Below are 24,624 nucleotides of genomic sequence, written 5' to 3' on the forward strand. Positions count from 1 at the left end.
TGTCTATCGATTTCTGTCCCACCGCCTTTTGTTATCTTCTATGTAAAATTTATTTTTAAAATATTGGATACAGTTTGTATTCAAAAAACTAACATATTATAATTTGAGGATAAAATTAAAGTTTTAGCATAATTTCATGAAAATTTTCTGAATCATCATCTAAATCTACATGGACGAAAAAGTGGCTAAAAAATAAGCAAAGTAGTAGCTTTAATAGAAGAAATGGGGTAGAATGGTAGAAGTTGCTTTTCGGTAGCTTATAATCGAATTGACAGACAAATCTTTTAGGTGTAAATGTTGTTACATCAACGATTTTACTAAACTATTATATTTTTTTTGTTTTCAAAGTATAATTTATCTTATATTTGAAACTAGATGAATTTGAATCAGTTTTTGAAAAGAGCCCTCATATAGTTTTTGAATCCTAGCAAATGGTATTCCTATGCCTTCCAATCTTGCTAAAATTGATGAAAAACGATATGATAGAATGAAAAAAAGCGAGGTGAAATATGGACCAAAGACGGATTCAAACAGAAACACAGCAGATACTTGAAGATGTATTAGACAAGGCTTCTTTACAAGAGGGAGCACTATTTGTCTTAGGTTTGTCTTCGAGTGAAGTGCTGGGAGGACACATCGGAAAAGATTCGAGTCAGGAAATCGGTGAACTTATTGTCAAGACTATGTTGGAACTGTTGGCGGCTAAGGGAATTCACCTGGCTGTTCAAGGTTGTGAACATGTCAATCGGGCTTTAGTTGTTGAACGAGAAGTAGCTATAAAATATCAGTTGGAGATTGTGAGTGTACTCCCGACCTTACATGCAGGAGGGTCTGGTCAGTTGGCCGCCTTTCGCTATATGAAGGATCCCGTGGAGGTCGAATTTATCAGGGCAGATGCTGGTCTGGATATTGGTGATACAGCTATCGGTATGCATATCAAACATGTTCAGGTACCCATTCGACCAATCTTAAGAGAGATTGGTCAGGCTCATGTGACGGCACTTGCAAGTCGACCAAAACTCATTGGAGGGGCGCGTGCTCAATATCCAATAGATCATATTAGGAAGATATAAAATGAATACTAGAAAAATGCAGTTTGAGAGAGTCATTAAATACTCTATTCGGAAGTTCTCAGTTGGTGTCGGTTCTGCGGTTATCGGGACATTTCTTTTGGGGGCAAATAACTTTTTAGTTGAAACTGTTTCAGCTAACGAAGTGGTAACACCCAACCAAGTTCATTACCGTTATTTGGCTGAACAAGAATTGACAGAAGCAGAAAAAGCTTTGATCCATCACGAACTCCCTTCTGATTTAAAGCAAGATGATGTTGTCTATCTTGTTTACAGAAAGAAGGAAGTGAATTCTCAACAATTGCCAAACACTGGAAGCAAGGAGCTGGCACTGGCAACTCTTGGTTTTGCAACAGCGTCTATGGTTGTTGTGGTGATGTCTAAAAAACACCGCAATAAAATGCTTGGCCTTCTCTTTATCGGAGCTCTAGGTGGTAGTTACTTTATCCCTCAGTCAGCTCAAGCCTTTGAGAATAAAATCTTGGTTTCCTTCAATCAAACGATTGCAGCAAGTAGTCAAGAGGACTTGGCAAAAGGTGTCATTCAAATCGAAGGATACGAATACGTCGGTTACTTTAAAGCATCAGACTTCCAAGACCAACCAGAGCAAATGACGACTGCTAAGGGAACTCAAGAAGAAGGCCACGAAGGCGAATCTTTGGTTCAACCAGAGTTGCCAGCCTACACCGACGAACTTACAGCCAAAGGCACCCAAGAAGAAGGTCACGAAGGCGAATCCCTAGTTCAACCAGAAGCTCCAGCTTATACGGGCGAGATTAGTGCCAAAGGCACCCAAGAAAAAGGCCACGAAGGCGAATCCCTAGTTCAACCAGAGTTGCCAGCCTACACTAGCGAGATTAGTGCCAAAGGCACCCAAGAAGAAGGTCACCAAGGTGAGTCTTTGGTTCAGCCAGAGTTGCCAGCCTACACCGGCGAGCTTACAGCCAAAGGCACCCAAGAAGAAGGTCATGAAGGTGAATCCCTAGTTCAACCAGAAGTCCCAGCTTATACAGGCGAGCTTACAGCCAAAGGTACCCAAGAAGAAGGCCACGAAGGCGAATCTTTGGTTCAACCAGAGTTGCCAGCCTACACCGGTGAGATCACAGCTAAAGGCACCCAAGAAGCAGGTCATGAAGGCGAATCCTTAATTCAACCAGAAACTCCAGCTTATACCGGTGAGATTAGTGCCAAAGGCACCCAAGAAGAGGGGCACCAAGGTGAATCTCTAGTTCAGCCAGAATCCCCAGCTTATACAGGCGAGATTAGTGCCAAAGGAACCCAAGAAGCAGGTCACCAAGGTGAATCCCTAGTTCAGCCAGAATTGCCAGAGTATAAAGTAGCTGAAGCAACTATTACAGAAACTGAAACAGTAGCAGTTCCATATACAAAGGAGTATGTAGCTGATGATACTCGTTACACTGATGAAGAAACAGTGATTCAAAACGGTCAAGCAGGAAGTCAGCTGATTCATCGTGTCTATAAGACAGTCAATGGCCAAAAAGTTGGGGACCCAATCAGCACGAGTACAGAAACTGTTACGGCACCAGTAAACGAAAAAATTAGTCGTGGTACAAAGGCTATTGAAGGTCAAGTTGAAGAAGTTTCATTTGAAGAAATTCCTTTCGAGACAAGAACAGAAGTAGACAGCACTCTTCCGAAGGGAACAGAAGTTGTTGCTCAAGCTGGTCAAAACGGTAAGAAAAAGATTACCAAAGTCTATAAGACTCTTAAGGGCGTGAAAACTGCAGATGCTCCAACGATTTCAGAGGAAGTTGTTGAAGCAGTTCAAGATCGTATCATCAAAAAAGGTGATCAAATCCTGACTGAGCCAACGTTGACCCTCACTCATATAGATAAAGAAGAATTAGAGCGTAGTGCTAAGGTTCGTTACCAATTGGTAAAACCAACAGGTGTAACCATTAAATCTCTTGAAGTTGTTTTGAAAGATAGTGACACTAGCCTTCAAACAGTCAATATGTCTGAGGGAGATTTGACCGCTAATCTTACGAACTTGAAGTATTACAAGGACTACAAGATTGCGACCAAGATGGTTTACGATCGTGGAAATGGGAACGAAGAAGTAGTTCTCACGGAAGAACCACTAAGGCTGGATTTAAAGAAAATCGAGATTAAAGATATTCTAAGAACGGATTTGATCAAATATGAAAATCAAATCGAAATGGATGAAACTCGACTGACTTCAGTGCCAACCGACTTGTCAAACTATTATCTGAAAGTTACCTCTAATGACCATAAGACCAATCTACTAGCGGTTCAAAAAATCGAAGAGTCAACAATTGATGGAAAACAAGTCTACAAGGTAACAGCAGTAGCGGAGAACTTGGTTCAACGTAATGTCGATAATCGCTTTAATGAAACTTATACCTACTATATTGAAAAACCAAAAGCTAGTCAGGATGGTGTTTTCTACGACTTTGGAGAATTGATCCAAGCCATTCAGGCAAATCCTGCTGGTGAATTTAAACTGGGTCAAAGTATGAGTGCTCGTAACGTTGTTCCTCAAGGTAAATCTTACATTACTTCGGAGTTTACTGGTAAACTATTGAGTGATGGTGACAAACGTTTTGCTATCCATAATTTGGAACATCCCCTCTTCAATGTCATTAATGGTGGGACTATTAAGAACATTAACTTTGAAAATGTAGATATTAATCGTTCTGGTCAAAATCAAATTGCTACGGTTGGATTTAACCTTAAAAATAAAGGTCTGATTGAAGATGTTAAGGTGACTGGTTCGGTTACTGGTAACAATGATGTTGCAGGTATTGTCAATAAGATTGATGAAGATGGTAAGGTTGAAAATGTCGCCTTTATTGGTAAAATCAACTCTGTAGGAAATAACTCGACAGTTGGTGGTATTGCTGGTTCAAACTATATGGGCTTTGTCAATAGAGCCTATGTAGATGCGACTATTACGGCGCAAAATGCAAATGCAAGTATGCTAGTGCCATTTGTCACTTACATGCTAAATAGTTGGAAATCAGGTACAAAAGCAAGATTAACAAATTCTGTTGCCAAGGGTATCCTTGATGTTAAAAATACTAGAAACGTTGGTGGTATTGCCTCTAAAACATGGCCATATGGAGCTGTACAAGATAACGTAACATATGCTAAAGTAATCAAAGGTCATGAAATATTTGGTTCTAACGATGTTAACGATGAAGATGGTGGCCCACATATTAAAGACCTTTTTGGCGTAGTTGGCTATAGCTCAGCTGAGGATGGTACTGGTAAAGATACCAAGAGTCTTAAAAAACTCAAACATTTGACTAAGGAAGAAGCTGATAAGCGTGTTGCTGGTTACAATATTACAGCTGATAAATTCATAAGTGAATCTTATGAATTGAACAAGTTGAACAATGTAAGCACCCGTGAAGCAGCTTATGAGTCTATTCAAGACTACAATCCAGACTATAAACTTGCTTATAAGAATATTGAAAAAATACAACCATTCTATAACAAAGATTTTATCGTTAATCAAGCTAATAAATTAGATAAGAACCACAAGTTAAATACTAAAGAAGTTATTTCTGTTACTCCAATGAATGATAATAACTTTGTAACAGATCTAAGTGTTGCAAACAAAATTATTGTTCACTATGCTGATGGAACAAAAGATTACTTCAACCTATCTTCTAGTGATGAGGGTCTAAGTAATGTTAGAGAATACACTGTAACAGACTTAGGTATTAAATATACACCTAATATCGTTCAAAAAGATCATAGTGCTTTAATTAACGGTATCGTATATATCTTAAACCCTATCGAGCTTCAATCTGATCCAATTTACCAAAAACTTGGCAGAACAGGACCTAATAAAGTAAATGCGATTAAAAATCTATTCTTAGAAGAAAGTTTCGACTATGTAAAAGCTAATCTTAATACATTAGTAACTAAACTAGTTGAAAATGAAGATCACCAACTTAATAATTCTCCCGCAGCTCAACAAATGATTCTTGATAAAGTTGAGAAAAATAAAGCTGCCCTATTATTAGGTTTAACATACTTAAACCGTTACTACGGCGTTAAATTTGGTGATGTTAATATTAAAGAATTAATGTTATTCAAACCTGATTTCTATGGTAAAAACGTTGATGTTCTTGATAGATTAATTGAAATTGGATCTAAAGAGAATAATATCAGTGGTTCAAGAACATACGATGCTTTCGGTGAGGTTCTAGCGAAATACACTAAATCTGGAGATTTAAATGGTTTCTTAGACTACAACAGAGGATTATTCACTAATATCGATAATATGAATGATTGGTTCATTGATGCGACTAAGGATAAGGTCTATGTAGTAGAAAAAGCTTCTCAAAATCCAGGAGTTGGCGAACATAAATATCGTGCTTATGACAATTTGACTCGTGGTCTTCATAGAAAAATGATTCTACCTTTGTTGAATCTAGATAAGACAGAAATGTTCCTCATTTCTACTTACGATACGATGTCTTATGGTACAGCTAATAAGTACAATACTACTTTGGAAAAACTTAAACCGGAGATTGATCTAGCCGCACAACGTCAGATTAATTATCTTGATTTCTGGCATCGATTGGCCTTGGATAATGTGAAGAATAGATTGTTCAAAGATATCGTCTATCCAGTTTGGGAAGGATTCTATGTTTGGGGTCACGGTTGGCCAGGCTGGCCTGAACGCTATGGCCAATTCAAAAATAGTACGGAAGTATATGCCCCAATCCGTGAAATCTATGGACCTGTAGGAGAATACTACGGTGATAATGGAGCTGTTGCTGGAGCTTATGCAAGTATTTACGATAATCCAAATGATAATCGTGCTAAAGTAACTTTCGTTATGTCTAATATGATTAGCGAATACGGAGCTTCTGCGTTCACACACGAGACTACACACTTAAATGACCGTCTTGTTTACTTCGGTAATTTTGGTCGTCGTGAAGGTACAGATGTTGAAGCCTTTGCCCAAGGTATGCTTCAATCACCTGCAACACAAGGCCACCAAGGTGAATATGGAGCTCTAGGATTAAACATGGCATTTGAAAGACCTAACGATGGTAACCAATGGTATAATACGAATCCAAATGATCTTAAATCACGTGAAGCTATCGATAACTACATGAAAGGTTATAACGATACTCTGATGATGTTAGACAATCTTGAGGCTGATGCAGTTCTTGGACAAAATAGTCAAGAATTGAATAATGCTTGGTTCAAGAAAGTTGATAAGCAAATGAGAGGAAACTCTAAGAACCAATACGATAATGTTCGTGCTCTAAATGATACTGAAAAAGCTATTCAACTTCATTCCGTGAACGACCTAGTAGATAACAACTTTATGACTAACCGTGGACCAGGAAATGGTATCTATAAACCAGATGACTTTAGTTCTGCATATGTCAACGTCCCTATGATGACAGGTATCTATGGTGGTAACACAAGTGAAGGTGCTCCTGGAGGAATGTCATTTAAACATAATACATTCAGATTATGGGGTTACTACGGCTATGAAAAAGGCTTCCTAGGCTATGCTACTAATAAGTATAAACAAGAGGCTAAGGCTGCAGGTAAGAACACCCTAGGTGATGACTTTATTATCAACAAGATTTCTGAAGGAAAATTCAACAATCTTGAAGATTGGAAGAAAGCTTACTATAAAGAAGTGAAAGACAAGGCTACAAATGGTTTGACAACCTTTGAAGTAAATGGAACTAGCATTTCATCTTACAGTGATCTTCTTCGCTTGTTCAAGGAAGCTGCTGCTAAGGATGCTGCAACCTTAAAAACAGAGAAGAATGGTAATAAGTCTGTGTCAACAAATAATGTAACCAAACTTAAGGAAGCTGTTTATAAGAAACTTCTTCAACAAACAGATAGCTTTAAAACTTCTATCTTTAAATAATCCAAAGCTCTCATCTGCTTAGCAGGTGGGAGTTTTTTGGTAATCAAGAAGATTATTGATTTTCCAAACAGATTCTAAGTATTTTTAGCAAGGTAGGTATATAATAGAACTACAAAGCCAATATCTATATTCATATAACAAAAAAGAAGGTGATGAAGATGAAAACATGGCAAGCAACTGTATTGGTCTGCACTAGTCAGGTTTGTCTATCGGCTTGTAACAATCAGATGGAGAACCAAGCTGATAAGCAAAATAGAGACAAAAATGCGCAAGTTAGTTCTCAAATGGCAAAACAAGGTGAAGCAGTTCCAGACTTTGAGCTTATGGGAGTTGATGGTAAAACCTATCGCCTATCAGATTACAAAGGCAAAAAGGTCTATCTCAAATTTTGGGCTTCATGGTGTTCTATTTGTCTAGCCAGCCTCCCTGATACCGATGAACTGGCAAAAGAAGCTGGCGATGACTTTGTAATCTTGACAGTCGTTTCTCCTGGTCAAAAAGGCGAGCAAGCAGAAGAAGGCTTCAAGGAATGGTATCAGGGCTTGGACTATAAAGATTTACCAGTATTGTTAGACCCTTCGGGACAACTTTTGGCGAGTTACGGAGTTCGTTCTTATCCGACTCAGGCCTTTATTGATAAGGAAGGTAGACTCGTTAAGACCCAACCAGGTTTTATGGACAAAGAAACTATTTTACAGACGCTAAAAAGCATAGATTAGAGGCTCATCATGAATGATAAATTAAAAATAATTGTATTCATTGGAATCATCATTTGCATTATTATCGGAATTTTATTTCTTTTGGAAAAAAGGAGCGCAAGCTACACAGATACCACTCAAATCGAGAAGGCAGCAGTTAGTCAAGGACAAAAGGCCAAGAAAAAAACTGATTCAAGTAAAGATGCTGACTTGCATGAAATCTATCTAGCTGGAGGTTGTTTCTGGGGAGTCGAAGAATATTTTTCACGAGTAGCAGGTGTGACAGATGCTGTCTCTGGTTATGCTAATGGTAGAGGAGAAACAACCCAGTATGAATTGATCGGCCAAACTGGGCATGCTGAGACTGTTCATGTGACCTATGATGCCAATCAAATCTCTCTAAAAGAGATCTTGCTTCATTATTTCCGCATTATCAATCCAATCAGTAAGAATAAGCAGGGAAATGATGTGGGGACTCAGTACAGAACAGGAGTCTACTATACAGATGAGAAAGATTTAGAAGTCATCAATCAAGTTTTTGACCAAGTTTCTAAGAAGTACGACCAACCTCTAGCGGTTGAAAAGGAAGCCTTAAGCAATTTTATCGTGGCTGAAGATTACCACCAAGACTATCTCCAGAAAAACCCTAATGGCTATTGCCATATCAATGTCAATCAAGCATCCTATCCTGTTATTGATGCAAGTCAATATCCAAAACCGAGCGACGATGAATTGAAAAAACTTTTGTCTCCAGAGGAGTATGCCGTGACACAAAATGGTCAAACAGAACGTGCCTTTTCAAATCGTTACTGGGATAAATTTGAAGCAGGTCTTTATGTGGATGTTGCGACTGGCGAACCTCTCTTTTCTTCGAAAGATAAATTTGAATCGGGCTGTGGTTGGCCAAGTTTTACCCAGCCTATCAGTCCAGATGTTGCGACCTACAAGGAAGACAAGTCATACAATATGGTCAGAACGGAAGTCAAAAGTAGAACTGGTGATTCCCACTTAGGACATGTTTTTACAGATGGGCCTAAGGACAAGGGAGGCTTACGCTATTGTATCAATAGTCTGTCCATTCGCTTTATTCCAAAGGATCAGATGGAAGAAAAGGGCTATGGCTATCTGTTGGATTATGTAGAGTGATCTTGATATTTTTAAAAAGAGTTTACTTGAAATACATTTAAATTCATAAGAAGTGTAGAATTTGGATTTTAGAAGCGGTTGGGCAATTTAATCGAACGTGTTGGGATCACTCCTGAAAATTTTTGATTTTGAAAATAAGTAAGGTGAAAGTTATCCGTTTTTCAATGCTTGAAGCTATTTGTAAAGAACTAGGATGCCAGCCTGGTGATATATTGGAGTATGTGCCAGACTAAAAATGTGGTTCAGCCAATGCTGATCCGCTTTTTTATTTAAACAAAACATAGATTTCTAATTATCCTTTTAAATCTCATTAAATGCTCGCAAATCCTTATTCTAAAGGGCTTCGAGCATTTTTACTGTTGGAAGATACTTCACGTTTCCTTATATATTTCCTCATGAATTGACTGTCAGAAGTGGTAAATTAGTAGTAAATTCATCTGTACTACTAAGCAACAAGACGTTCCTGCTGTTTCTTTTTTTCCAAGCGGTTCATCTCTGCCATAGCAGAATCGAATGTAGCATGTGCGTAATAGTTCAGCGTCATGTTTATATTCGCATGCCCCATAATGTACTGCAATGCTTTTGGGTTCATTCCTGCATTTGCATAGTTAGTGCAGAACGTATGACGCAAAATGTGTGGAGTGATATGGGGTAGCTTATCCTCATGATATTTATTGTATTTCTTGACAAGGTTTTTCAACATACCATTGTAATCACTTGCCACTTTAGGATAGTCTTTCCCATTGAGAAAAAGGAAATTACTATAACCATCAATCACAACACATTTACGGTTCTTCCGATTCGCCAGCACTCGCTGAAACGCTTGATAGGCTTCTTCAACCATAGGAACTTGTCGTTCGCCACTTTTAGTCTTGGGAGTTTCAATGTAGTATCCATTTTCAGTATCTCGTAGTAACTGATGGTCTACCTTGACAAGACGATTTTCAAAATCCAAATCTGGAAGTGTCAGACCGCCAAACTCTGAAATACGAAGACCCGTTTTTAAGAGTATCAGGATTTCATCATAATTCTTGCTGTAGGTCTTATCAGCTTTCGCAAAGGATAACAGCTTTTCTTCCTGCTCCGTTGTCAATGCGACTTTAGGAACAGTATCATCATCAATGACGGTATTTAGCTGGAAGTCAAAGGGATTCTTCCGAACACAATCGTCTTCAATCGCAATATAGAATGAAGCCCTTAAAGAACGCTTATAGTTATTGATGGTTTGATAAGCATATCCATCTTCACTCATTCTAATCGCCCATTCTTTAGCGTCAGACGGTTTAATGCTGTCTATGCTCCTTGCACCTAACTTGTCCTTTGTCAAAATATCCATCAGATATTTCCGTCCAGTTTGCGTGCCTTTCTTCACATTGGGTCTTTGAGCATTCTGCTTTGCGTAAAGCTGACAAAGTGTCATTTTCTTTCCTACAACATCAATGCCATCATGAATGTCTTTCAGTAGCTCCGCAACTTTTTCCCGAAGAGGAACACAATCACGCTTTCCTGCTGGTACTCTGTCTGTAGCCACCAGTTTCCATGAGTAGATAAATTGCGGTTCTCCAAATGAATCTACATATTTATATAAGTATCTTCCGTCTTTTCGTTGGCTCTCCCCAGTCTTTAAAATGCGACCTTTATTGTCACGTCTTTTCTCTGACATGGCTTTCGCTCCTTTCCAAAATGGAAAGAGCCTTGATACGACTTAATGCTATTTTATCATATCCAAGACCCTTTGGCGACGCTAGATTGCGTCCAATTTATCAATAATTTTTTCAAACTGTTTTCGCTTTATCTGAATACGATTGCCATTCATAATCAGCCAATTTGCATTTTTATTTTCCTCTGCCAAGCGTCGTAGCTTGTTTTCGCCAATACGAAAATATTTTGACGCTTCTTCAATGGTTAGGGTATAACGTTCCCAAATAGGAATGTCAGTCTGCTTCATAAAATCCTCCTTTCCAAATCACTTATTTGGATTTCATAAAAGTTGTTTTACCAGCAATCGAACAGCTTTAGCAAAGCTCACGGGAGTTCCACCCCTGCATGGTTCTCATGTAGCCATACTCATTGCCTGCGACGGTTTTATCACGCTCGGACTATTGACTGTATGGGAGTATCATTATCACGATAAGAATGTCGTTGCAGGCAATCCTGCTAAAGATTGCTTCTCGGATCACTAACATGAATCGCTCGCTATCTTTATAAGATAGGTCATGGCGGTTAGTTCCGTTGACTCTTTTCTTATCGAAACGTATTCGATTACTTTTATTCAGTTTTCAAAGAACAATGGCTCGTTAGCCTATCAAAACACATTGAAAGCTCAATATGCTTTGGTGGAATAACAAACCTCCCTGTTCGGGAAGCGTGGAATGGTTTAGCACGCTTCCACGAAAGGAGAGAGGATATTACTTAATTTCAAATGACAAAATCTTTGTAATCAGTCTGGTTTCCATTCTTCCACGTAAGACTTCATCAACGACCATACTTTGATTGCCATATTCATCTTTCATAAGTCGTAGGGAACGCTTCGTTATGTACCCTCTGTAATGATGTAGAATCTGGTTAATCGCTTCGGTATCGCCATCTGTTGCCTTTACAATGAGAGGAAAGGGAATCATAGGATATTGTGTTTTCATTCTTCAAATTCCTCCATAAACTTTTTAATTAAGGCTAGTCCACTGGTTCTATGCCGATAGACAGTAGAACGGTTCAATTTCAACAGGTCTGCAATTTCTGAATCGCTCATGTCCATAAAGTAAAACAGCAGTAGAATTTCACGTTTCTTGTCTGGCAACTCACGTAATGCTTCACTCAACAAATCATTTTCAACGCCTACTGATAACCCATTGAGTGTAAAAATCTGAAAGTCAGTTGAATAGTTATCTGTTGTCGCAAACTGGCTAACAAGATAATCGCCAACATCCGAAAAGGACACCTCACGCTTTGCAATCCTTGAAAGATAAAGCATATAATTCTTTCGCTCGTCTTCCATAGCACGTTTACAGATATAGTCAAACTGATTTTCTATTGTGGTCTGAAAAGAAGATGGTTTCATGTTTCTCACCCCCTTTCTGTCTAGGAAAGGAAGTGAGCCTTGCTCGTTTATCTCCTTTCACTCTTAGTCCCAATGTGAAAGGGGGATTTGTTGCATTACTGATAAATAAACTTTGTAAAAAAGTTCTGAATAGCCAAAAAAGCATATAAACAGATTTATTTCTCTGTTTACATGCTTCTGTTATTCTATCTATATGATTTATAAAACCACATTGGTGGACGTACTTATCTATTGCAGATAGACGACTTTTTTTGACAAGAACCCAATGTAAGGAAATTTATTGTATATGATGTACTTCATGGCGACGTTGACCTCCAACAAACCGCCATTTGGAAGTAATATACAATATTTTAACAGCGTAAATAGCACTACCATATAACGGTTTTTTTTATTGGCGTTTAGTAGTGCTTTTTATTAAATATAAACCTATAAACCATATAACACGTTTTTCTATACCTGTTTTTAATTCAGTAGGAACAATAAAATGTATAGAGGTGGTCTACTATGCGTAAAAAAGAAGATAAATATGATTTTAGAGCCTTTGGTTTAGCCATTAAAGAAGCTCGATTGAAACGAGGTTTAACTCGTGAACAAGTGGGAGCATTGATTGAAATTGACCCACGGTACTTAACTAATATTGAAAATAAAGGGCAACACCCCAGCATACAAGTTCTTTATGACCTTGTATCGTTACTTCATGTTTCCGTTGATGAATTTTTCTTACCTGCTAATAACTTGGTAAAAAGCACCCGACGATTACAGATAGAGAAATACATGGATAGCTTTACAGACAAAGAACTATCCTTAATGGAATCTTTAGCCAGCGGTATCAACGAAGCAAGAAACATCGAAGACTAATTAAAAGAATCCATACATAACGGAAAGAGCCGATAAAATGAGATTGTATTAATCTCATTTTATCGGCTCTGCGTCTTTGCGTCTGGCTCTGTAATCACAGTTACTTTGAACTGCTTTATTTCAATTAAATTTTCTTGTCTGCATTTCGGACAATAGAGGGGGAATTTTTTTAATTCAGTATCTTCCCTTATCTTTAATCGTGTTTTATTTCCACATACAGGACACAATATCCACTTGTAGTTTATAATAACTATCTCCTCCTTTACACTTTAATTCAAATCTTTATTAAAAAATATTTCATCTTATTTAACAAGAAACCATATTTATATAACAACATAAAATACACTAAGTTATTTTATTGAACATATATCGTACTTTATCTATCCGACTATTTGGACGACGGGGCTGGCAAACAGGTTCACCGGTAGTAACATGGTACCCTTTTAACTCTGTTAAACAAACACTACGTCCATTTGTAAAGAAAGTTAAATCACTACGATATTCTTGAATACACCGAGCAGGGATTTCTCCACTAAGAATGACCTCATTATTTTTCAATTGAGTGTCTACGATGTTCGCACAATATTTAGGAGCATCGTTGTATGCTCGTGAAAGATATTCCTGTGGCGCATAAATTTTAAAACTAAGATATGGCTCTAACAATTCTGTTCCAGCTTTTTTTAAGACTTGTTCCAATACAATAGGAGCAAGCATCCGAAAATCTGCTGGGGTACTAACAGGGCTATAGTATAAGCCATACTTAAAACAGATTTTACAATCCGTCACATTCCAACCATATAATCCTTGTTCGCAACCATAGCGTATCCCTTCCATAACTGCATTTTGAAATGATTGATTTAAGTATCCAAGAGAAACCGAGCTCTCATACTGCATTCCACTTCCCAACGGAAGCGGTGATACAGATAAACCAATGGAAGCCCAGAAAGGATTTGGCGGCACTTCGATGTGAATGGTATATTCTGCATTTTTTAACGGTCTCTCCATATAAATGACTGTAGGCTCTTTTAGTTCTATCTCCACATGATACTTTTCTTGCAACAGTGCACTAATCACTTCCATTTGTACTTTCCCTAAGAAAGAAAGTATAATTTCATGTGTCGTAGAATCCACGTAATATCGTAGAAGCGGATCACTATCTGAGATTTCCAAAAGGGCATCAAGCAACATTTCTCTCTGTTCAGGTTTACTCGGTTCAACAGTTGTTTGTAGTAGAGGGTGCGGATTTTCAATCTTTTTTCTCTGTGGCAATAGTTTTGTATCTCCAAGAACACTATTTAACTTCAAAAACTCATTTTGCAAAATAACAATTTCTCCAGAATAAGCTCTATCAATCTTACATAATTCACCATTTATTGAAGTATACATTTCTGTAACTTTTATTTTTTCTTTTTCTGATACTCTAACCGAATCTCGTAAATGTAGTACTCCACTATAAAGGCGTATATATGCAAGACGTTGTCTTTTTTTTGTATATTCAATTTTGAAAACATTTCCGCAAAGTTCAGACGGACCTCGATGTGTTGATGAATAAAATTTATTCGTAATCACTTCTATAAGGTTATCAATCCCTATATTGTTTTTTGCACTTCCGTGATAAATAGGGAACAGGGAACAATTATGAAATCTTATGCTTTCCTCTTGTTCGAGTTCCAATGCTTCTAATGATTTACCGGACATATATTTCTCTAAAAGGTCATCGTTTCCCTCTATTACCGTATCCCATTGTTCAGATTCGGTAAAGTTCGTCACACACATATTAGGATACAGTTCTACCTTCTGTTTGATTACAATTTCGGCAGAAAGTTTCTCTTTAATATCCTGATAAACCGTTGATAAATCAATTCCATTTTGGTCAATCTTATTGATAAAAAAGATTGTGGGAATCCCCATTTTCCTAAGTGCATGAAATAATATACGAGTTTGTGCTTGTACGCCATCTTTTGCAGAAATCAGTAGAATTGCCCCATCTAAAACTGATAATGAACGATATACTTCTGCTAAGAAATCCATATGTCCTGGCGTGTCTATGATGTTCACCTTCGTATTTTCCCACTGAAAAGAGGTTATTCCTGTCTGAATTGTAATTCCTCTCTGACGTTCTAAAAGCGTATTATCCGTCCTCGTTGTACCTTTGTCCACGCTTCCTAATTCTGTAATCGCTCCACTGTTATATAATAAGCTTTCTGTTAAGGTAGTTTTTCCTGCATCAACATGAGCTAAAACTCCAATATTAATAATTTTCATGTGATTTTCCTCCATTCAAAAACCCAAAAGGGCATAAAAATCCCAGTGATAAATACTTTTATCACTGGGATTTTTATGCATAACCATAGGTATACAAAGCATACAGATATTCTCTGGATACTTTAGAATCACATGATAAAGGTATTCTTAAACTGGGTACAAAAAACTAAGCCCTCCTAAAAAAGGACATCTAATTATTTATTCCCGCTATCAAATTGACAGTTTATTTAAGAATACCTTGCCGCATATTTATTAACTCCTTTTAAATAGTCACTTAAATAATAGCACGTAAGAGCATATTTGTAAAGGAATCTCCAATTTTTTATCAAAAAGAGTACATGATTACAAAGTATCTGTAATCATGTACCAATATTTGTTATTTTACAATCTTCCAATTACTCCCGTTCTTTTCAAGTACCAAATCAAATTGAGATACCTGCGTTGCTTTGGTCTGCTGGTCGATATACTCCACTGTCAGCGATACCGTGACTTGATTATCCTTACGATTGTGAATAGGATTTACCAGTTCTTGAAAGATGTACTCTTTTCCGATTGGTTTTAATATCCCGTCATTCACATAGTAGGAAAGTTCACTGGCTGTCGCTGTAGGATAGAGCTTGAAGAACGTCGTTAAAAACTCATTGATTTCATTGGTTGTAATGGAATCAACCGTCCCCTCACTTTCAATGGCTTTTGGTTTATAACTTGATTTCTTAGGTATGTTGGTAATGGTCGGATTCTTAACCAGTACCATATTTCCAGAACCATCTACATAGACACTCACTATATAAGCAGAGTGGACGGTCTTTGTATTTTCTCCCTCTGTAATGAGCTGGTCTACACTGTAGGTTACATTAAACTCATTGTCGCCAGTTGGCTCTACCGTCCATATCTGAAATCCTCTTACAGAAGACGATACAGGAATATCTTTGCGTACTGTATCAACATTGAGAGCTTGAAGTTCATCTGTCAGATAGCCTTTTAGACTTTCCATTCGATTATCAATGGACTTATCGGATTGCTCCCATGAATAGTAGACTTTCGCAAAGTTCTCTACAAAATTTTCTACATGATGAGTATCAACGTATTCCTTTTCTATGATAGTTGTTTCGTGAATAGTATGAGTATCTATAGCTGTAAAGTGCTTGAATATCGCAAAGCTGAAACTAAGCCCTAAAAGTACCCACAAGGCAATCACAACCTTTTTATGAGGATTGACCTTATAGACACGAGGTTTCTTTTCCTTTGGTATCTGTTTTTCTTTATTCTGATTTTTTCTAAATTTCATCATTAAATCTTCCTTTCTCATTGTTTGATTCGTCCTGCTTCCACTAAATGCTGTTGCCAGTAGGGGCTTGTTAAGTCGGCATAACCGATTGGGTCGCCTGCATGAAACATACGGTTATTGCCAAGGTATATCCCAACATGAGTAATATAAGAGCCAGCGTTATAGGTAGAATGAAAGAAAACCAAATCGCCAGCTTGTGCTTCCGATAGTGGGATATGCTGGGTCACATCATATTGCTGTTGTGCGGTTCGTGGTAAGTTAATTCCAGCTTTTCCATACGTCCATTGTGTCAGTCCGCTACAATCAAAAGAAGTAGTCGGGGAAGCTCCACCGTAAACGTATCGCCAGCCCTCATATTTCAGTGCTTCGTCCATGATGGCTTGTACCGTATCATCATCAAACTCTGTTGTGACAAGATACTGCGTTACCAGTTGCACATAAAACATATTGCCATAGTTGTATCGCCAGCCCCCATTGATAGGTATGGCTATGGGATTGGGGTAAGACACTTTTTCGCCACCTGAATACTCTTTTGAGAAACTTTGAGCCAGTTCAAAGGTATATTTATTTCCACGATTAGCCACATACCCTAAGAAACCACCACCATAATTGTAGGACTGGATAACCGATTCTAAATCTACACTGAGCCTTTCGCTACTGGCTAATAATTCACTGAAATACTTCACACCTTGCTTAATGGATTCTTCTGTACTCAATGAATTAGGTGGAAGACCGAGGGATTCCGAGGACTGCATAACATCTTCCGCAGTACCGCCCGATTCCACCTGTATAATTGCAAGAAGTATGTTGACATATTCTTCAACGCCATATTCTTTGGCATATTTTTCTACCATAGGCTTATGAGCCAGCACTTCTGCGGAAACATTCACACCTCCATAATGAATATTGGAAATTCCGCTGTCCTGTTCATCTGAAAATAAAATGGCAACAAACAGAAGCAGTGAGAAGACCATCAAGAATAATCCAGAACCACCAATCACTAAAGTTTTCAACTTCATGGTTTCTTACCGACTTTCTTAATGGTGGCGGTTTTGATTGGTGGTCTACTTCTTGTATTTTGTAGTGGTACTCTTTGAACAGTAGACGGACGTTCTTTTGTGATTGGACGTTGTGAAGTTCTATCTGCTGTAGTGGTTGAAGTTGCTGGCTTTTGAACGGTTTTTTCTTGAACGGTATTGCCTTGGCGTTCCACTTTTGGACTTGAAAAATCGGACTTAACTGCTGGACGCTCTTGTTTGGCTTGTTGAGATTCCTTATATGAAGTCTGAATATTAGACTGTTTTGAGGTCTGTTCATCATGATATTGTTCTTGTCTTGTAGTCGGTCTTTCATGAACAGAAGAAGCAGGCTGTTTTTTCTGTTTGACCTGTTCCATTTCAGAGCGACGCTTCGCAATGGTTTTTCGCCTTTGTTCCTGCTGTTCCTTGCGTCCACTGGCTCTGTCCGCTTTGGTTTGAGAAATACTACTGGTTAAATCACGGACATTCTCTTTTACTTTGGATTTTCCTTGATATACTGCATATCTTGCATTGGTCGGCAAATCTTTAACCTGTTCTTTCAAACCACTAGCAGTGTCTACCATTCTGTCTTTGGTATCAGCTACTGTACCGATGGTTTGACCGATACGTTTTCCAAGTGTTGATTTTTCCTTTCCGTCTGGTCGGGAGTGATCTGCTTGTGTCCTTGCAGAACTCCCCGAACCCGACTGTCCTTTTTTACCTGTAACAATGGCAGACCCAGCCCCTAGAGTAGTCATGGAACGTCCAAGTTTCCGCTGTAGACGGTGCATGTGAGCGTGCATAAGCATACGAGGTTTTCTCATCACACGACTTCCCACACTTTGAGAATCGTTACTCTGTAGAGAAAACATACTCATTAAATCGCCCAGCTTGAAGTAGATTCCTGCAAAGGTCACAATCTGTAGAAAAGCAATCAAAAAGAACGGATAACCAGCCGATAAGGTATAGAGCATGGTTGAAATACTAAATGCTGTCGTAATAATCAATGTGATTCCAGCTCGTGTCAAAATGGTATTAAAGAGCTTTGTTATGGCTCGTTTTGACATACCATCAAATGATGGAATCATGCTTAAAATAAAGCTCACAGGCAGAAACATAGCATAGATGATAAAAAGTACCTGCGAGAAAATCATGATTCCTGTTAATAGGAATACAAATATGGAAATCCCAATATTGAAGACAAATAGGAAGAAGACTGTACCTAAACGGTTAATGGTCTTTGTAATGGTTAGATTGGTATTGCTTCTGTCTTCAATTTCTTCCGCAACAATTTTTTCTCTGTCTTCGCCATTGTTGGAATCTGGGCTGGTGGAGAGCAGGCTTTCCACACGGTCAATACCGATACTTTCAATGTCTGAACTGTTGTATTGAAGCAGTAGCCACGGTTGCTGAACCTGTATGGAAAACAGGCTATCTCTGATTAAGTCCACGCTGTCCTTGCCTTGACTATCGGAATGGGGCATGACAATCTTCGTGCCAAGTGATAAACTGGCATTACTGATGTCTGATGAAAAGTCATTGATTTTTTTAATGTAGTCGGGAGCGTAGGCAATAAAGGAAGCCGATAGGATAAACACCAGCACAAAATTCATAATGGCATGAATTGCCTTTGTGGTTTCTCTCTTTATCAGTCCCGTATAGGCAACATAAACCCCAAGAACCAAAATCAAGAGTAAGAGGAATCCAACATAGAAACCCTCTGTTGAAAATCCGTTTGCACTCACACCAGCTAAGGTCTGCATATTCTTACCAATGGAATCTGCTGTAGCGGAAATGAAGTCTAAGGAATAGGCTTCCTGTACTAAGTAACCTGTCGCATTGGAAACATACAAACTGATTGTCCAAATAAAATTGGTAATGGCATATAGTCCATACATGACCTGTTTTCCAATCCCGTCCGACCAGTTCCACGGAAGCCAGCCCCAGCTATTATCCACATAAAAATCCAGTTGATAGTTTTCAAGTGGGTATCGGCTGTATTCATTTGCCACATTGACCGTATCATCTACCAAGCCCGCAGCTTGAACCACCGTTCCCAGCATGGCTAAAAGAAAAATGGCAATCACAAGTGTGAAAGCCACTGTCATTGCCACTTTACCTAGACGTTTCAGCGTCCAGTTTGATTTTATTCTGTTTACTATTGATGGTTTCACATTTACACCTCTTTTCGCACAGGTGGTCTGGTATCAAAGGCATGGAGCAGTTCTTCAAATACAGGGTGGAACTGTATCACACCGACACGACCATATAAATCACTGATAAGGCATTGCCCGTTTTCCAAATCACGCAATCGCTTCTGATTGTTTTCGTCCTCTGGGTCTACACCAAAAAAGGCTAAGGTCTTTTTAATCTCGTTAAGGTCAGTGGAACGAAATGCAAATTTTAAGCCGAGGTTATTTTTCAGTTTTTCATCTAAGAGGTCGTCTGTATTTTGGGTCACGAAATATACCCCAGCGTTCATAGCACGACCAGCCCGAACCAGCTTCATAGATAGTGTTTTTCCTTGTGCTACCTGTAAAAAGCTCCATGCTTCGTCTAAATCTACAATCTTGAAAATGCTTCGGTCTGTATGGATAAAGTCTAAAGCAAAGGTACTAATGACAATCAGCATAGCAACGGATAAAAGCTCCATAGTGGTATATTCCTCAAAGGAAGTTTCCTTGTCGGGAAGTACCAAGTCCGCAACCTGTATAATGTTCAGTTGTTTTTCTAAGCTGATAGACTGCTCCACATAACCATTACTGAATAATAAATGTGCAAAGTCATAGTCTGTAAAACTTTCGATATGGTCGGCTATACTGGTACTTAGTGGCGTATTCTCAACCCGTAATTCCTCAATCACTTTCATCAACCCTCGTACTTCACTATTGGTTACTGCACGAATGGCTTTTCTAAGGATTGGGAAGCGTTCCCCATCACGAGAGGAAATCCCCGTAAGGAATGTCAGAATATCAATAGCCAGTGATTCAGAATCTTTGGGATTTTTCATAATCACATAAGGGTCAAGTAAGCCTTTGTTTTTCTCATCAGAAGTCAGAGTGACGATATTGATTTCATGGGAAATCTCTGGCAAGGTTTCTTTCCATCTGCCACGTTCTGCTTTTGGGTCTACAATCACTGCTTGTGCCCCATAAAGCACCGCATAATAGACGATAAGGTTATTCGCAAAGGATTTACCACCACCCAGCGAACCAACAAAAGCCGACGCTAACGCATTGGTTACTGAACCCTTAACCCCTTGACTGGCAAGAGCAGGTTTCAGATAGACATTGCGTCCAGTATCTAAGCTGTAGCCAACATAAATCCCCTCATTTTCCCCCAGCATTTGAGTAGCACCAAAACCTAAACCAGCGAGGAAATCAGAGGTCACGTATTGAATATAATCATTCATATAACGCTTGCTGGCAGGTAAAAATTCTTCATGTAAGCCGAGCATATCCCCAAATGGTCGTACCAGTTTTACGCTTAAATCGTCATAAAAATCTTTCACTTCATTACAACGACGTTTGAGTTCGTCAAGATCATTTGCTGATACCCTTACCACATAAGACAGCTTGTACATAGATTCCTTGCTTTGGTCTAAATTGGTTTCCAGCTCATTCACACTTTCCAGAGCTTCCGCCACATTGGAGCTGGTTTCATTATCACTTTGCCAAGCGTGGTTATCCAAGTCTTTCAGTTCTTTCTTTTTATTGCGGACAGTAGATAGGGCTTTACGATTCGCTACAATTTCCACATTCATTGACGTATCAATCGGGAATGTAAATTGCTGTTGCTGGTAGTAGAAGATTTCAGAGGACGGGAAGTCCAGTTCTCCGACAATGCTGTTAATGGTAAAGTAAGCTACATAGACGGTTTCATCTTCCTGCTGGATTTTCAAATATCGCTGTTTTTCTTCCACCAAACAGCGAGTAGGCTTAATCAAGTCATAGTATTTAATCAGCGTTTCATTATCCAGCTTTTTCTTTGATAGATGGTACTCATACTCTTCATAGGCAGTGCCTGTCTGTCCGTAAAGGTGTTCAATCAGATAGCCGAAGTCGTCCTTATCTAACCTGCGGATTTTGAAACGACGAGAGATTTTATTTTCTAAGAGCTTTTCCATCTTCTGAAAACGCAGGATTTCATCATTACTCATACTAACAAAATCGCCCATCAGCTTATGGTTCACATCATAGACAAAATCAGACAAAGCATTTTTTGCTTCAACGGTAAGACTTTTCATAGAAAACTCCTGATCGTTGAGAAGCAACTTAAAGCCGATAAAGAAACGGTAGTTCACTTGATTTTCGCCAATCATGGATATTAAAGCGTCTGTCTGTTGGTCGATTTTGTCATAGGCAACCGCTTTGAGCTTGCCAGTGACTTCATTTTTGGAACGCTCTTGTGCAGAACGTATGCTGGATTCTGTACTGATTTGTAAAGCATGAATTTTGCCATCACGATTTTGTGCGATAAGCTGTCTGAAAGAATCATGCACTTGTATTTTCTGTTCTGGACTTAGAAATGAGTAATTGTAAGGAACAAGCTCATAGTAAGCATAACATTCCCCGTCTTTATTCCAGACGAGATTGTTTTCAATGTATTTAATTGGATATGCCATAAAATTCACTCCTAACTGCTGTAATGGCTTCTTGTGGCTGGTTTCTGCCAAGCGTTACTTTTTTTCCTGCATAGGTCAGCTTTGGTCGCAGTGCATAAGCAATGACAGACTTCAAAAATCCATAAGGCTTTTTACCATCAAAAGTTTTTGTAGACATAAACCATGTGAAAGCCACAGGAATCCCAAAGTATTTGAGAAATGCTCCCTCTATCATGGAAAGAGGGGGCAAGTTGCCAAGTATCATCACTGCAAAGAGTGACACGACAAACCATGTCATTTGCGTAAAGGTTATGGGAAACGGAAGTCTAAAATCATTGATAGAATACAGTACCTTTTCCACAGACCAGATACTGGTATAGCTTCGTATTTTCTTCATGTAATCAATCCTTTCATAAAAAATAGGGGTAGCTGATTGAGCCACCCCGTAAAATAGAAAATCTGCCAGTAGTAATGTACCGACAGATTTAATAGACGATTTCAAAAATCCCATGATTGGTTGAGATAAACGTTCCTGAAAGGTCTAAATCCCGACCATAGGCTTGATAATCAATATAGTTTTGAAGACTAGCTGGTACTTCGCCTAAAGCACCCGTTTCTTCAATGTAGTAGCGTGCCACGTCATACATATCATCACAATCGGAATGAATGATAATATCCTCTTGATGTTCGCTTAGTTCTTCAATGCTTGAAAAATGAGTGAGCAGAGCAGATAGCTCCGATTGTAATTCTTCGGGTAATTCCGATACCATTTCCCATAGTCGATTGAGTTCGCCAATGGAAGTGTATTCGTCAACCGTAAAGGGTAACTCGTAGTCATGAATGGCGTATTCCTCATATTCATCATTCAAGCCGATTTTCTCTTTGACTTCCTCAAAGTCAATGGGAAAGGTAAACCACGCACCGACCAATTCGCCCTCATTGTATTTGCCTAAATTCGCAATATAGACTTGCATATCGTCCATATATTCACGTCCTTTCTTTGTAGAGATTCAAAAATCCCTACCGCACTTCGTTTGGTGTACCATTCCTTTGCGGAACATAAGAAAACCACTTATATTCCACAAAAGAACGGTTTTATTTAAGCACCAATAATGCGATTGAATAGCTCTAGTAAAATGTCTTTTACTCCAGCAGCGTTGAAGACTAAGCCAACCGCAATAATCGCAATAATTAAAAAGCCAATCAGTTTGCTAAACTCACGCTTGAAGCCAAGATACAAGCCAATCACAACGATTGCTAAAAGCACCAGTGATTGAGCGTTTGATAGAAACCAGTTATAAAGGTTTTGTCCAAAATTCATAAAAATGTTCTCCTCTCTATATTCAATGAATTTGTATTTGAGTTATTTTTTTGTTGTTATCACGTCCTGTTCTTTTACTGACTGTTGCTTCAAAATCTGCTTGTGTCGGTCTGTCAGTTTCGCATGGTCGAGAATGTCTTTTACAACCTGCGTCTGGTTGATTTCATCAAGTTTAATCGCAACCTTTAAGGTCGGGGCAACTTGATGAGATAGCCAGTTCAGCGTCCTTTGGAAGGAGTAAGGCTCTGGTTTTGTGGTTAGTTTTAATCGTTCACGATTGTTCCCAATAAACCAAGCCCATTCTTCATTCAGTTTCCAATCAGAACGAGGTTTGGAATCGTCTTTATCTACAAAACGGATATACCGATTGATAATTTTAAAGGCGGTATGCTCTGGATTGTCATAGACGAGTAAATCACGGACTGCATAATAGGCACGCTCATTTTTCAATCGAATCTCAAAACGGTTTTTTACTTCTGCGTCTTCAATGGGAATATCATTTTTCTTGTACTGCTCGTAGTCCTTTTCATAGATACAGAAATAAACTTCACTTTGTAATGAACCGATATAGAGGGTGTTTCCCATACATTCCTTTTCCTCTTTGCGTACCAGTTCGCCACTGCGATAGCTCTTGAAACTGCGGAACACCGAAATACACTCTTCCTGTAGGCATTTTTCCGTCAGTGTGGGAATATTCAAAATCCCTGTTTTATCGTTGATGGCAAGGTCAAGGCGTTTCATCACGCCACCAGCCACCAAAGCGTCCATAAAGAACTCATACCAGCTTCTTTGTTGTGCTAGAAGATAGCTTTCAAATTGTCTGCACCCACGACCTTTTAATTCCACCAGAACACCTTTGTCTATCTCATGAGAGCAGAGAACGAATATATCGCCTAAGGCATAATGTTCTGAATAAGAATAAAAGCCATAGTCTTCATGAAGAAAATAGGAAAGTTTCAATTGCAATATTTCTTCAACCACATGCTGTACGTCCATTGTGGGAAAGCGAATCCTTACATAGTCAAAGAGCATTTCAAGTGGGGCATCGGGATTGAAGCGTTCCAGAGTTTCCCAAAGGGATTGTTGCAACTCGTCTGATGGCTTAACCTTGCCAGTTTCAATGTCGCTAAGATATTGCCTTGTAATGCCTGTAGCAATAGCCAGTCGGTTTTGAGATAGCCCATAAGCCAACCGTTTTTCCTTTAAATGCTGTATCAAAGTTTGTTCATTCAGTTAAATCCCTCCAATTAAAAAAGGTATGTCAACTATTGAAGCTCATTTGACATACCACGAAATTTTCTAAACTCCTTGTAACCAAAGAATTTTCTGCTATTTTTTTGACTGTTTCCTGTCGATTTGTACCCCCCTGTTAGAAATAGTGGGAAAATATGAAAAAAAG

The 24,624-nt window shown here is 38.7% G+C and carries 20 protein-coding genes and 3 pseudogenes; 7 read left to right on the plus strand and 16 right to left on the minus strand.

Annotated features, from left to right (window positions below):
- Window positions 1-509: 509 nt before the first annotated feature.
- From HMPREF2728_RS03710 to HMPREF2728_RS10285, 5 genes and pseudogenes are all read left to right on the plus strand, one after another.
- Window positions 510-1,073, plus strand: coding sequence for a TIGR01440 family protein (locus HMPREF2728_RS03710; protein WP_070458979.1), 564 nt, complete (start codon window positions 510-512; stop codon window positions 1,071-1,073).
- Window position 1,074: 1 nt separating this feature from the next.
- Complete coding sequence (locus HMPREF2728_RS03715; RefSeq protein WP_075227088.1) at window positions 1,075-6,969, plus strand: ZmpA/ZmpB/ZmpC family metallo-endopeptidase; 5,895 nt, start codon at window positions 1,075-1,077, stop codon at window positions 6,967-6,969.
- A gap of 158 nt (window positions 6,970-7,127) precedes the next feature.
- Window positions 7,128-7,688 (plus strand): TlpA family protein disulfide reductase, encoded by a 561-nt coding sequence (locus HMPREF2728_RS03720; RefSeq protein ID WP_075227089.1) that lies wholly within the window; start codon window positions 7,128-7,130, stop codon window positions 7,686-7,688.
- 9 nt (window positions 7,689-7,697) lie between these two features.
- Window positions 7,698-8,813, plus strand: coding sequence for a peptide-methionine (R)-S-oxide reductase MsrB (gene msrB, locus HMPREF2728_RS03725; RefSeq protein WP_075227090.1), 1,116 nt, complete (start codon window positions 7,698-7,700; stop codon window positions 8,811-8,813).
- Window positions 8,814-8,891: 78 nt separating this feature from the next.
- A pseudogene (locus tag HMPREF2728_RS10285) lies at window positions 8,892-9,046 on the plus strand (helix-turn-helix domain-containing protein).
- Between the two features lie 212 nt (window positions 9,047-9,258).
- Here the strand turns inward: HMPREF2728_RS10285 and HMPREF2728_RS03730 are convergent.
- Both HMPREF2728_RS03730 and HMPREF2728_RS03735 read right to left on the minus strand, forming a co-directional pair.
- Window positions 9,259-10,476 (minus strand): tyrosine-type recombinase/integrase, encoded by a 1,218-nt coding sequence (locus HMPREF2728_RS03730; protein ID WP_001291569.1) that lies wholly within the window; start codon window positions 10,474-10,476, stop codon window positions 9,259-9,261.
- Between the two features lie 81 nt (window positions 10,477-10,557).
- Complete coding sequence (locus HMPREF2728_RS03735) at window positions 10,558-10,761, minus strand: excisionase (protein WP_075227091.1); 204 nt, start codon at window positions 10,759-10,761, stop codon at window positions 10,558-10,560.
- Between HMPREF2728_RS03735 and HMPREF2728_RS10950 the strand changes: the two genes are divergently transcribed.
- A complete protein-coding gene (locus tag HMPREF2728_RS10950) occupies window positions 10,745-10,996 on the plus strand; it encodes a hypothetical protein (RefSeq protein ID WP_001845478.1) in 252 nt (83 codons plus the stop codon). The genes HMPREF2728_RS03735 and HMPREF2728_RS10950 overlap by 17 nt on opposite strands.
- Before the next feature lie 225 nt (window positions 10,997-11,221).
- Here the strand turns inward: HMPREF2728_RS10950 and HMPREF2728_RS03740 are convergent, their stop codons facing one another.
- Window positions 11,222-11,452 carry a helix-turn-helix domain-containing protein gene (locus HMPREF2728_RS03740; RefSeq protein ID WP_000857133.1) on the minus strand — a complete coding sequence of 77 codons (231 nt, stop codon included), beginning with the start codon at window positions 11,450-11,452 and terminating at the stop codon, window positions 11,222-11,224.
- Complete coding sequence (locus HMPREF2728_RS03745; protein ID WP_000804885.1) at window positions 11,449-11,871, minus strand: sigma-70 family RNA polymerase sigma factor; 423 nt, start codon at window positions 11,869-11,871, stop codon at window positions 11,449-11,451. Before HMPREF2728_RS03745 ends, HMPREF2728_RS03740 begins: the two co-directional genes overlap by 4 nt.
- Window positions 11,872-12,375: 504 nt before the next feature.
- On the opposite strand from HMPREF2728_RS03745, the gene HMPREF2728_RS03750 reads away from it, so the two are divergent.
- Entirely contained in the window at window positions 12,376-12,729 is a 354-nt protein-coding gene (locus HMPREF2728_RS03750) for a helix-turn-helix transcriptional regulator (protein ID WP_001227347.1), read from the plus strand.
- A 59-nt stretch (window positions 12,730-12,788) separates the two neighbouring features.
- Here HMPREF2728_RS03750 and HMPREF2728_RS10295 read toward each other — a convergent pair whose 3' ends face one another.
- The 12 genes and pseudogenes from HMPREF2728_RS10295 to HMPREF2728_RS11015 form a co-directional block, all read right to left on the minus strand.
- The gene (locus HMPREF2728_RS10295) at window positions 12,789-12,956 is read right to left on the minus strand and encodes a cysteine-rich KTR domain-containing protein (RefSeq protein WP_000336323.1); all 168 of its coding nucleotides are present in this window, start codon (window positions 12,954-12,956) and stop codon (window positions 12,789-12,791) included.
- Window positions 12,957-13,074: 118 nt separating this feature from the next.
- On the minus strand, window positions 13,075-14,994 hold the full coding sequence (gene tet(M) / locus HMPREF2728_RS03755; RefSeq protein WP_075227092.1) for a tetracycline resistance ribosomal protection protein Tet(M): 1,920 nt from the start codon (window positions 14,992-14,994) through the stop codon (window positions 13,075-13,077).
- A gap of 15 nt (window positions 14,995-15,009) precedes the next feature.
- A pseudogene (locus HMPREF2728_RS11035) lies at window positions 15,010-15,057 on the minus strand (hypothetical protein); the annotation flags it as partial.
- A gap of 313 nt (window positions 15,058-15,370) precedes the next feature.
- A complete protein-coding gene (locus HMPREF2728_RS03760; protein ID WP_001224319.1) occupies window positions 15,371-16,303 on the minus strand; it encodes a conjugal transfer protein in 933 nt (310 codons plus the stop codon).
- A complete protein-coding gene (locus HMPREF2728_RS03765; protein ID WP_070659532.1) occupies window positions 16,300-17,301 on the minus strand; it encodes a bifunctional lytic transglycosylase/C40 family peptidase in 1,002 nt (333 codons plus the stop codon). Before HMPREF2728_RS03765 ends, HMPREF2728_RS03760 begins: the two co-directional genes overlap by 4 nt.
- Entirely contained in the window at window positions 17,298-19,475 is a 2,178-nt protein-coding gene (locus HMPREF2728_RS03770) for a CD3337/EF1877 family mobilome membrane protein (RefSeq protein ID WP_000804748.1), read from the minus strand. Before HMPREF2728_RS03770 ends, HMPREF2728_RS03765 begins: the two co-directional genes overlap by 4 nt.
- A gap of 2 nt (window positions 19,476-19,477) precedes the next feature.
- Window positions 19,478-21,925 carry a conjugal transfer ATPase TcpF gene (locus tag HMPREF2728_RS03775; RefSeq protein WP_000331160.1) on the minus strand — a complete coding sequence of 816 codons (2,448 nt, stop codon included), beginning with the start codon at window positions 21,923-21,925 and terminating at the stop codon, window positions 19,478-19,480.
- Window positions 21,909-22,301, minus strand: coding sequence for a conjugal transfer protein (locus tag HMPREF2728_RS03780; protein ID WP_000723888.1), 393 nt, complete (start codon window positions 22,299-22,301; stop codon window positions 21,909-21,911). Before HMPREF2728_RS03780 ends, HMPREF2728_RS03775 begins: the two co-directional genes overlap by 17 nt.
- Before the next feature lie 88 nt (window positions 22,302-22,389).
- Window positions 22,390-22,887: an antirestriction protein ArdA gene (locus tag HMPREF2728_RS03785; protein ID WP_000342539.1), complete on the minus strand. Its 498-nt coding sequence runs from the start codon at window positions 22,885-22,887 to the stop codon at window positions 22,390-22,392.
- Window positions 22,888-23,003: 116 nt separating this feature from the next.
- Window positions 23,004-23,225, minus strand: coding sequence for a hypothetical protein (locus HMPREF2728_RS03790; RefSeq protein ID WP_001009056.1), 222 nt, complete (start codon window positions 23,223-23,225; stop codon window positions 23,004-23,006).
- A 42-nt stretch (window positions 23,226-23,267) separates the two neighbouring features.
- Window positions 23,268-24,472, minus strand: a pseudogene (gene mobT / locus HMPREF2728_RS03795) (MobT family relaxase).
- An 18-nt stretch (window positions 24,473-24,490) separates the two neighbouring features.
- A complete protein-coding gene (locus HMPREF2728_RS11015) occupies window positions 24,491-24,613 on the minus strand; it encodes a conjugal transfer protein (RefSeq protein ID WP_083280552.1) in 123 nt (40 codons plus the stop codon).
- Between the last annotated feature and the right edge of the window lie 11 nt (window positions 24,614-24,624).

The organism is Streptococcus sp. HMSC061D10 (genome assembly GCF_001808865.1).
Lineage (GTDB): Bacteria > Bacillota > Bacilli > Lactobacillales > Streptococcaceae > Streptococcus.

Coding starts and splice junctions, on each gene's coding strand:
- HMPREF2728_RS03720 (WP_075227089.1), top strand. CDS start 7,128: ATGAAAACATGGCAAGCAACTGTATTGGTCTGCACTAGTCAGGTTTGT.
- HMPREF2728_RS03765 (WP_070659532.1), bottom strand. CDS start 17,301: ATGAAGTTGAAAACTTTAGTGATTGGTGGTTCTGGATTATTCTTGATG.
- HMPREF2728_RS03710 (WP_070458979.1), top strand. CDS start 510: ATGGACCAAAGACGGATTCAAACAGAAACACAGCAGATACTTGAAGAT.
- HMPREF2728_RS03775 (WP_000331160.1), bottom strand. CDS start 21,925: ATGGCATATCCAATTAAATACATTGAAAACAATCTCGTCTGGAATAAA.
- HMPREF2728_RS03750 (WP_001227347.1), top strand. CDS start 12,376: ATGCGTAAAAAAGAAGATAAATATGATTTTAGAGCCTTTGGTTTAGCC.
- HMPREF2728_RS03790 (WP_001009056.1), bottom strand. CDS start 23,225: ATGAATTTTGGACAAAACCTTTATAACTGGTTTCTATCAAACGCTCAA.
- HMPREF2728_RS03740 (WP_000857133.1), bottom strand. CDS start 11,452: ATGAAAACACAATATCCTATGATTCCCTTTCCTCTCATTGTAAAGGCA.
- msrB (WP_075227090.1), top strand. CDS start 7,698: ATGAATGATAAATTAAAAATAATTGTATTCATTGGAATCATCATTTGC.
- HMPREF2728_RS03745 (WP_000804885.1), bottom strand. CDS start 11,871: ATGAAACCATCTTCTTTTCAGACCACAATAGAAAATCAGTTTGACTAT.
- HMPREF2728_RS03715 (WP_075227088.1), top strand. CDS start 1,075: ATGAATACTAGAAAAATGCAGTTTGAGAGAGTCATTAAATACTCTATT.
- HMPREF2728_RS03780 (WP_000723888.1), bottom strand. CDS start 22,301: ATGAAGAAAATACGAAGCTATACCAGTATCTGGTCTGTGGAAAAGGTA.
- HMPREF2728_RS10950 (WP_001845478.1), top strand. CDS start 10,745: ATGTCAGTCTGCTTCATAAAATCCTCCTTTCCAAATCACTTATTTGGA.
- HMPREF2728_RS03735 (WP_075227091.1), bottom strand. CDS start 10,761: ATGAAGCAGACTGACATTCCTATTTGGGAACGTTATACCCTAACCATT.
- HMPREF2728_RS03760 (WP_001224319.1), bottom strand. CDS start 16,303: ATGAGAAAGGAAGATTTAATGATGAAATTTAGAAAAAATCAGAATAAA.
- HMPREF2728_RS03785 (WP_000342539.1), bottom strand. CDS start 22,887: ATGGACGATATGCAAGTCTATATTGCGAATTTAGGCAAATACAATGAG.
- HMPREF2728_RS03730 (WP_001291569.1), bottom strand. CDS start 10,476: ATGTCAGAGAAAAGACGTGACAATAAAGGTCGCATTTTAAAGACTGGG.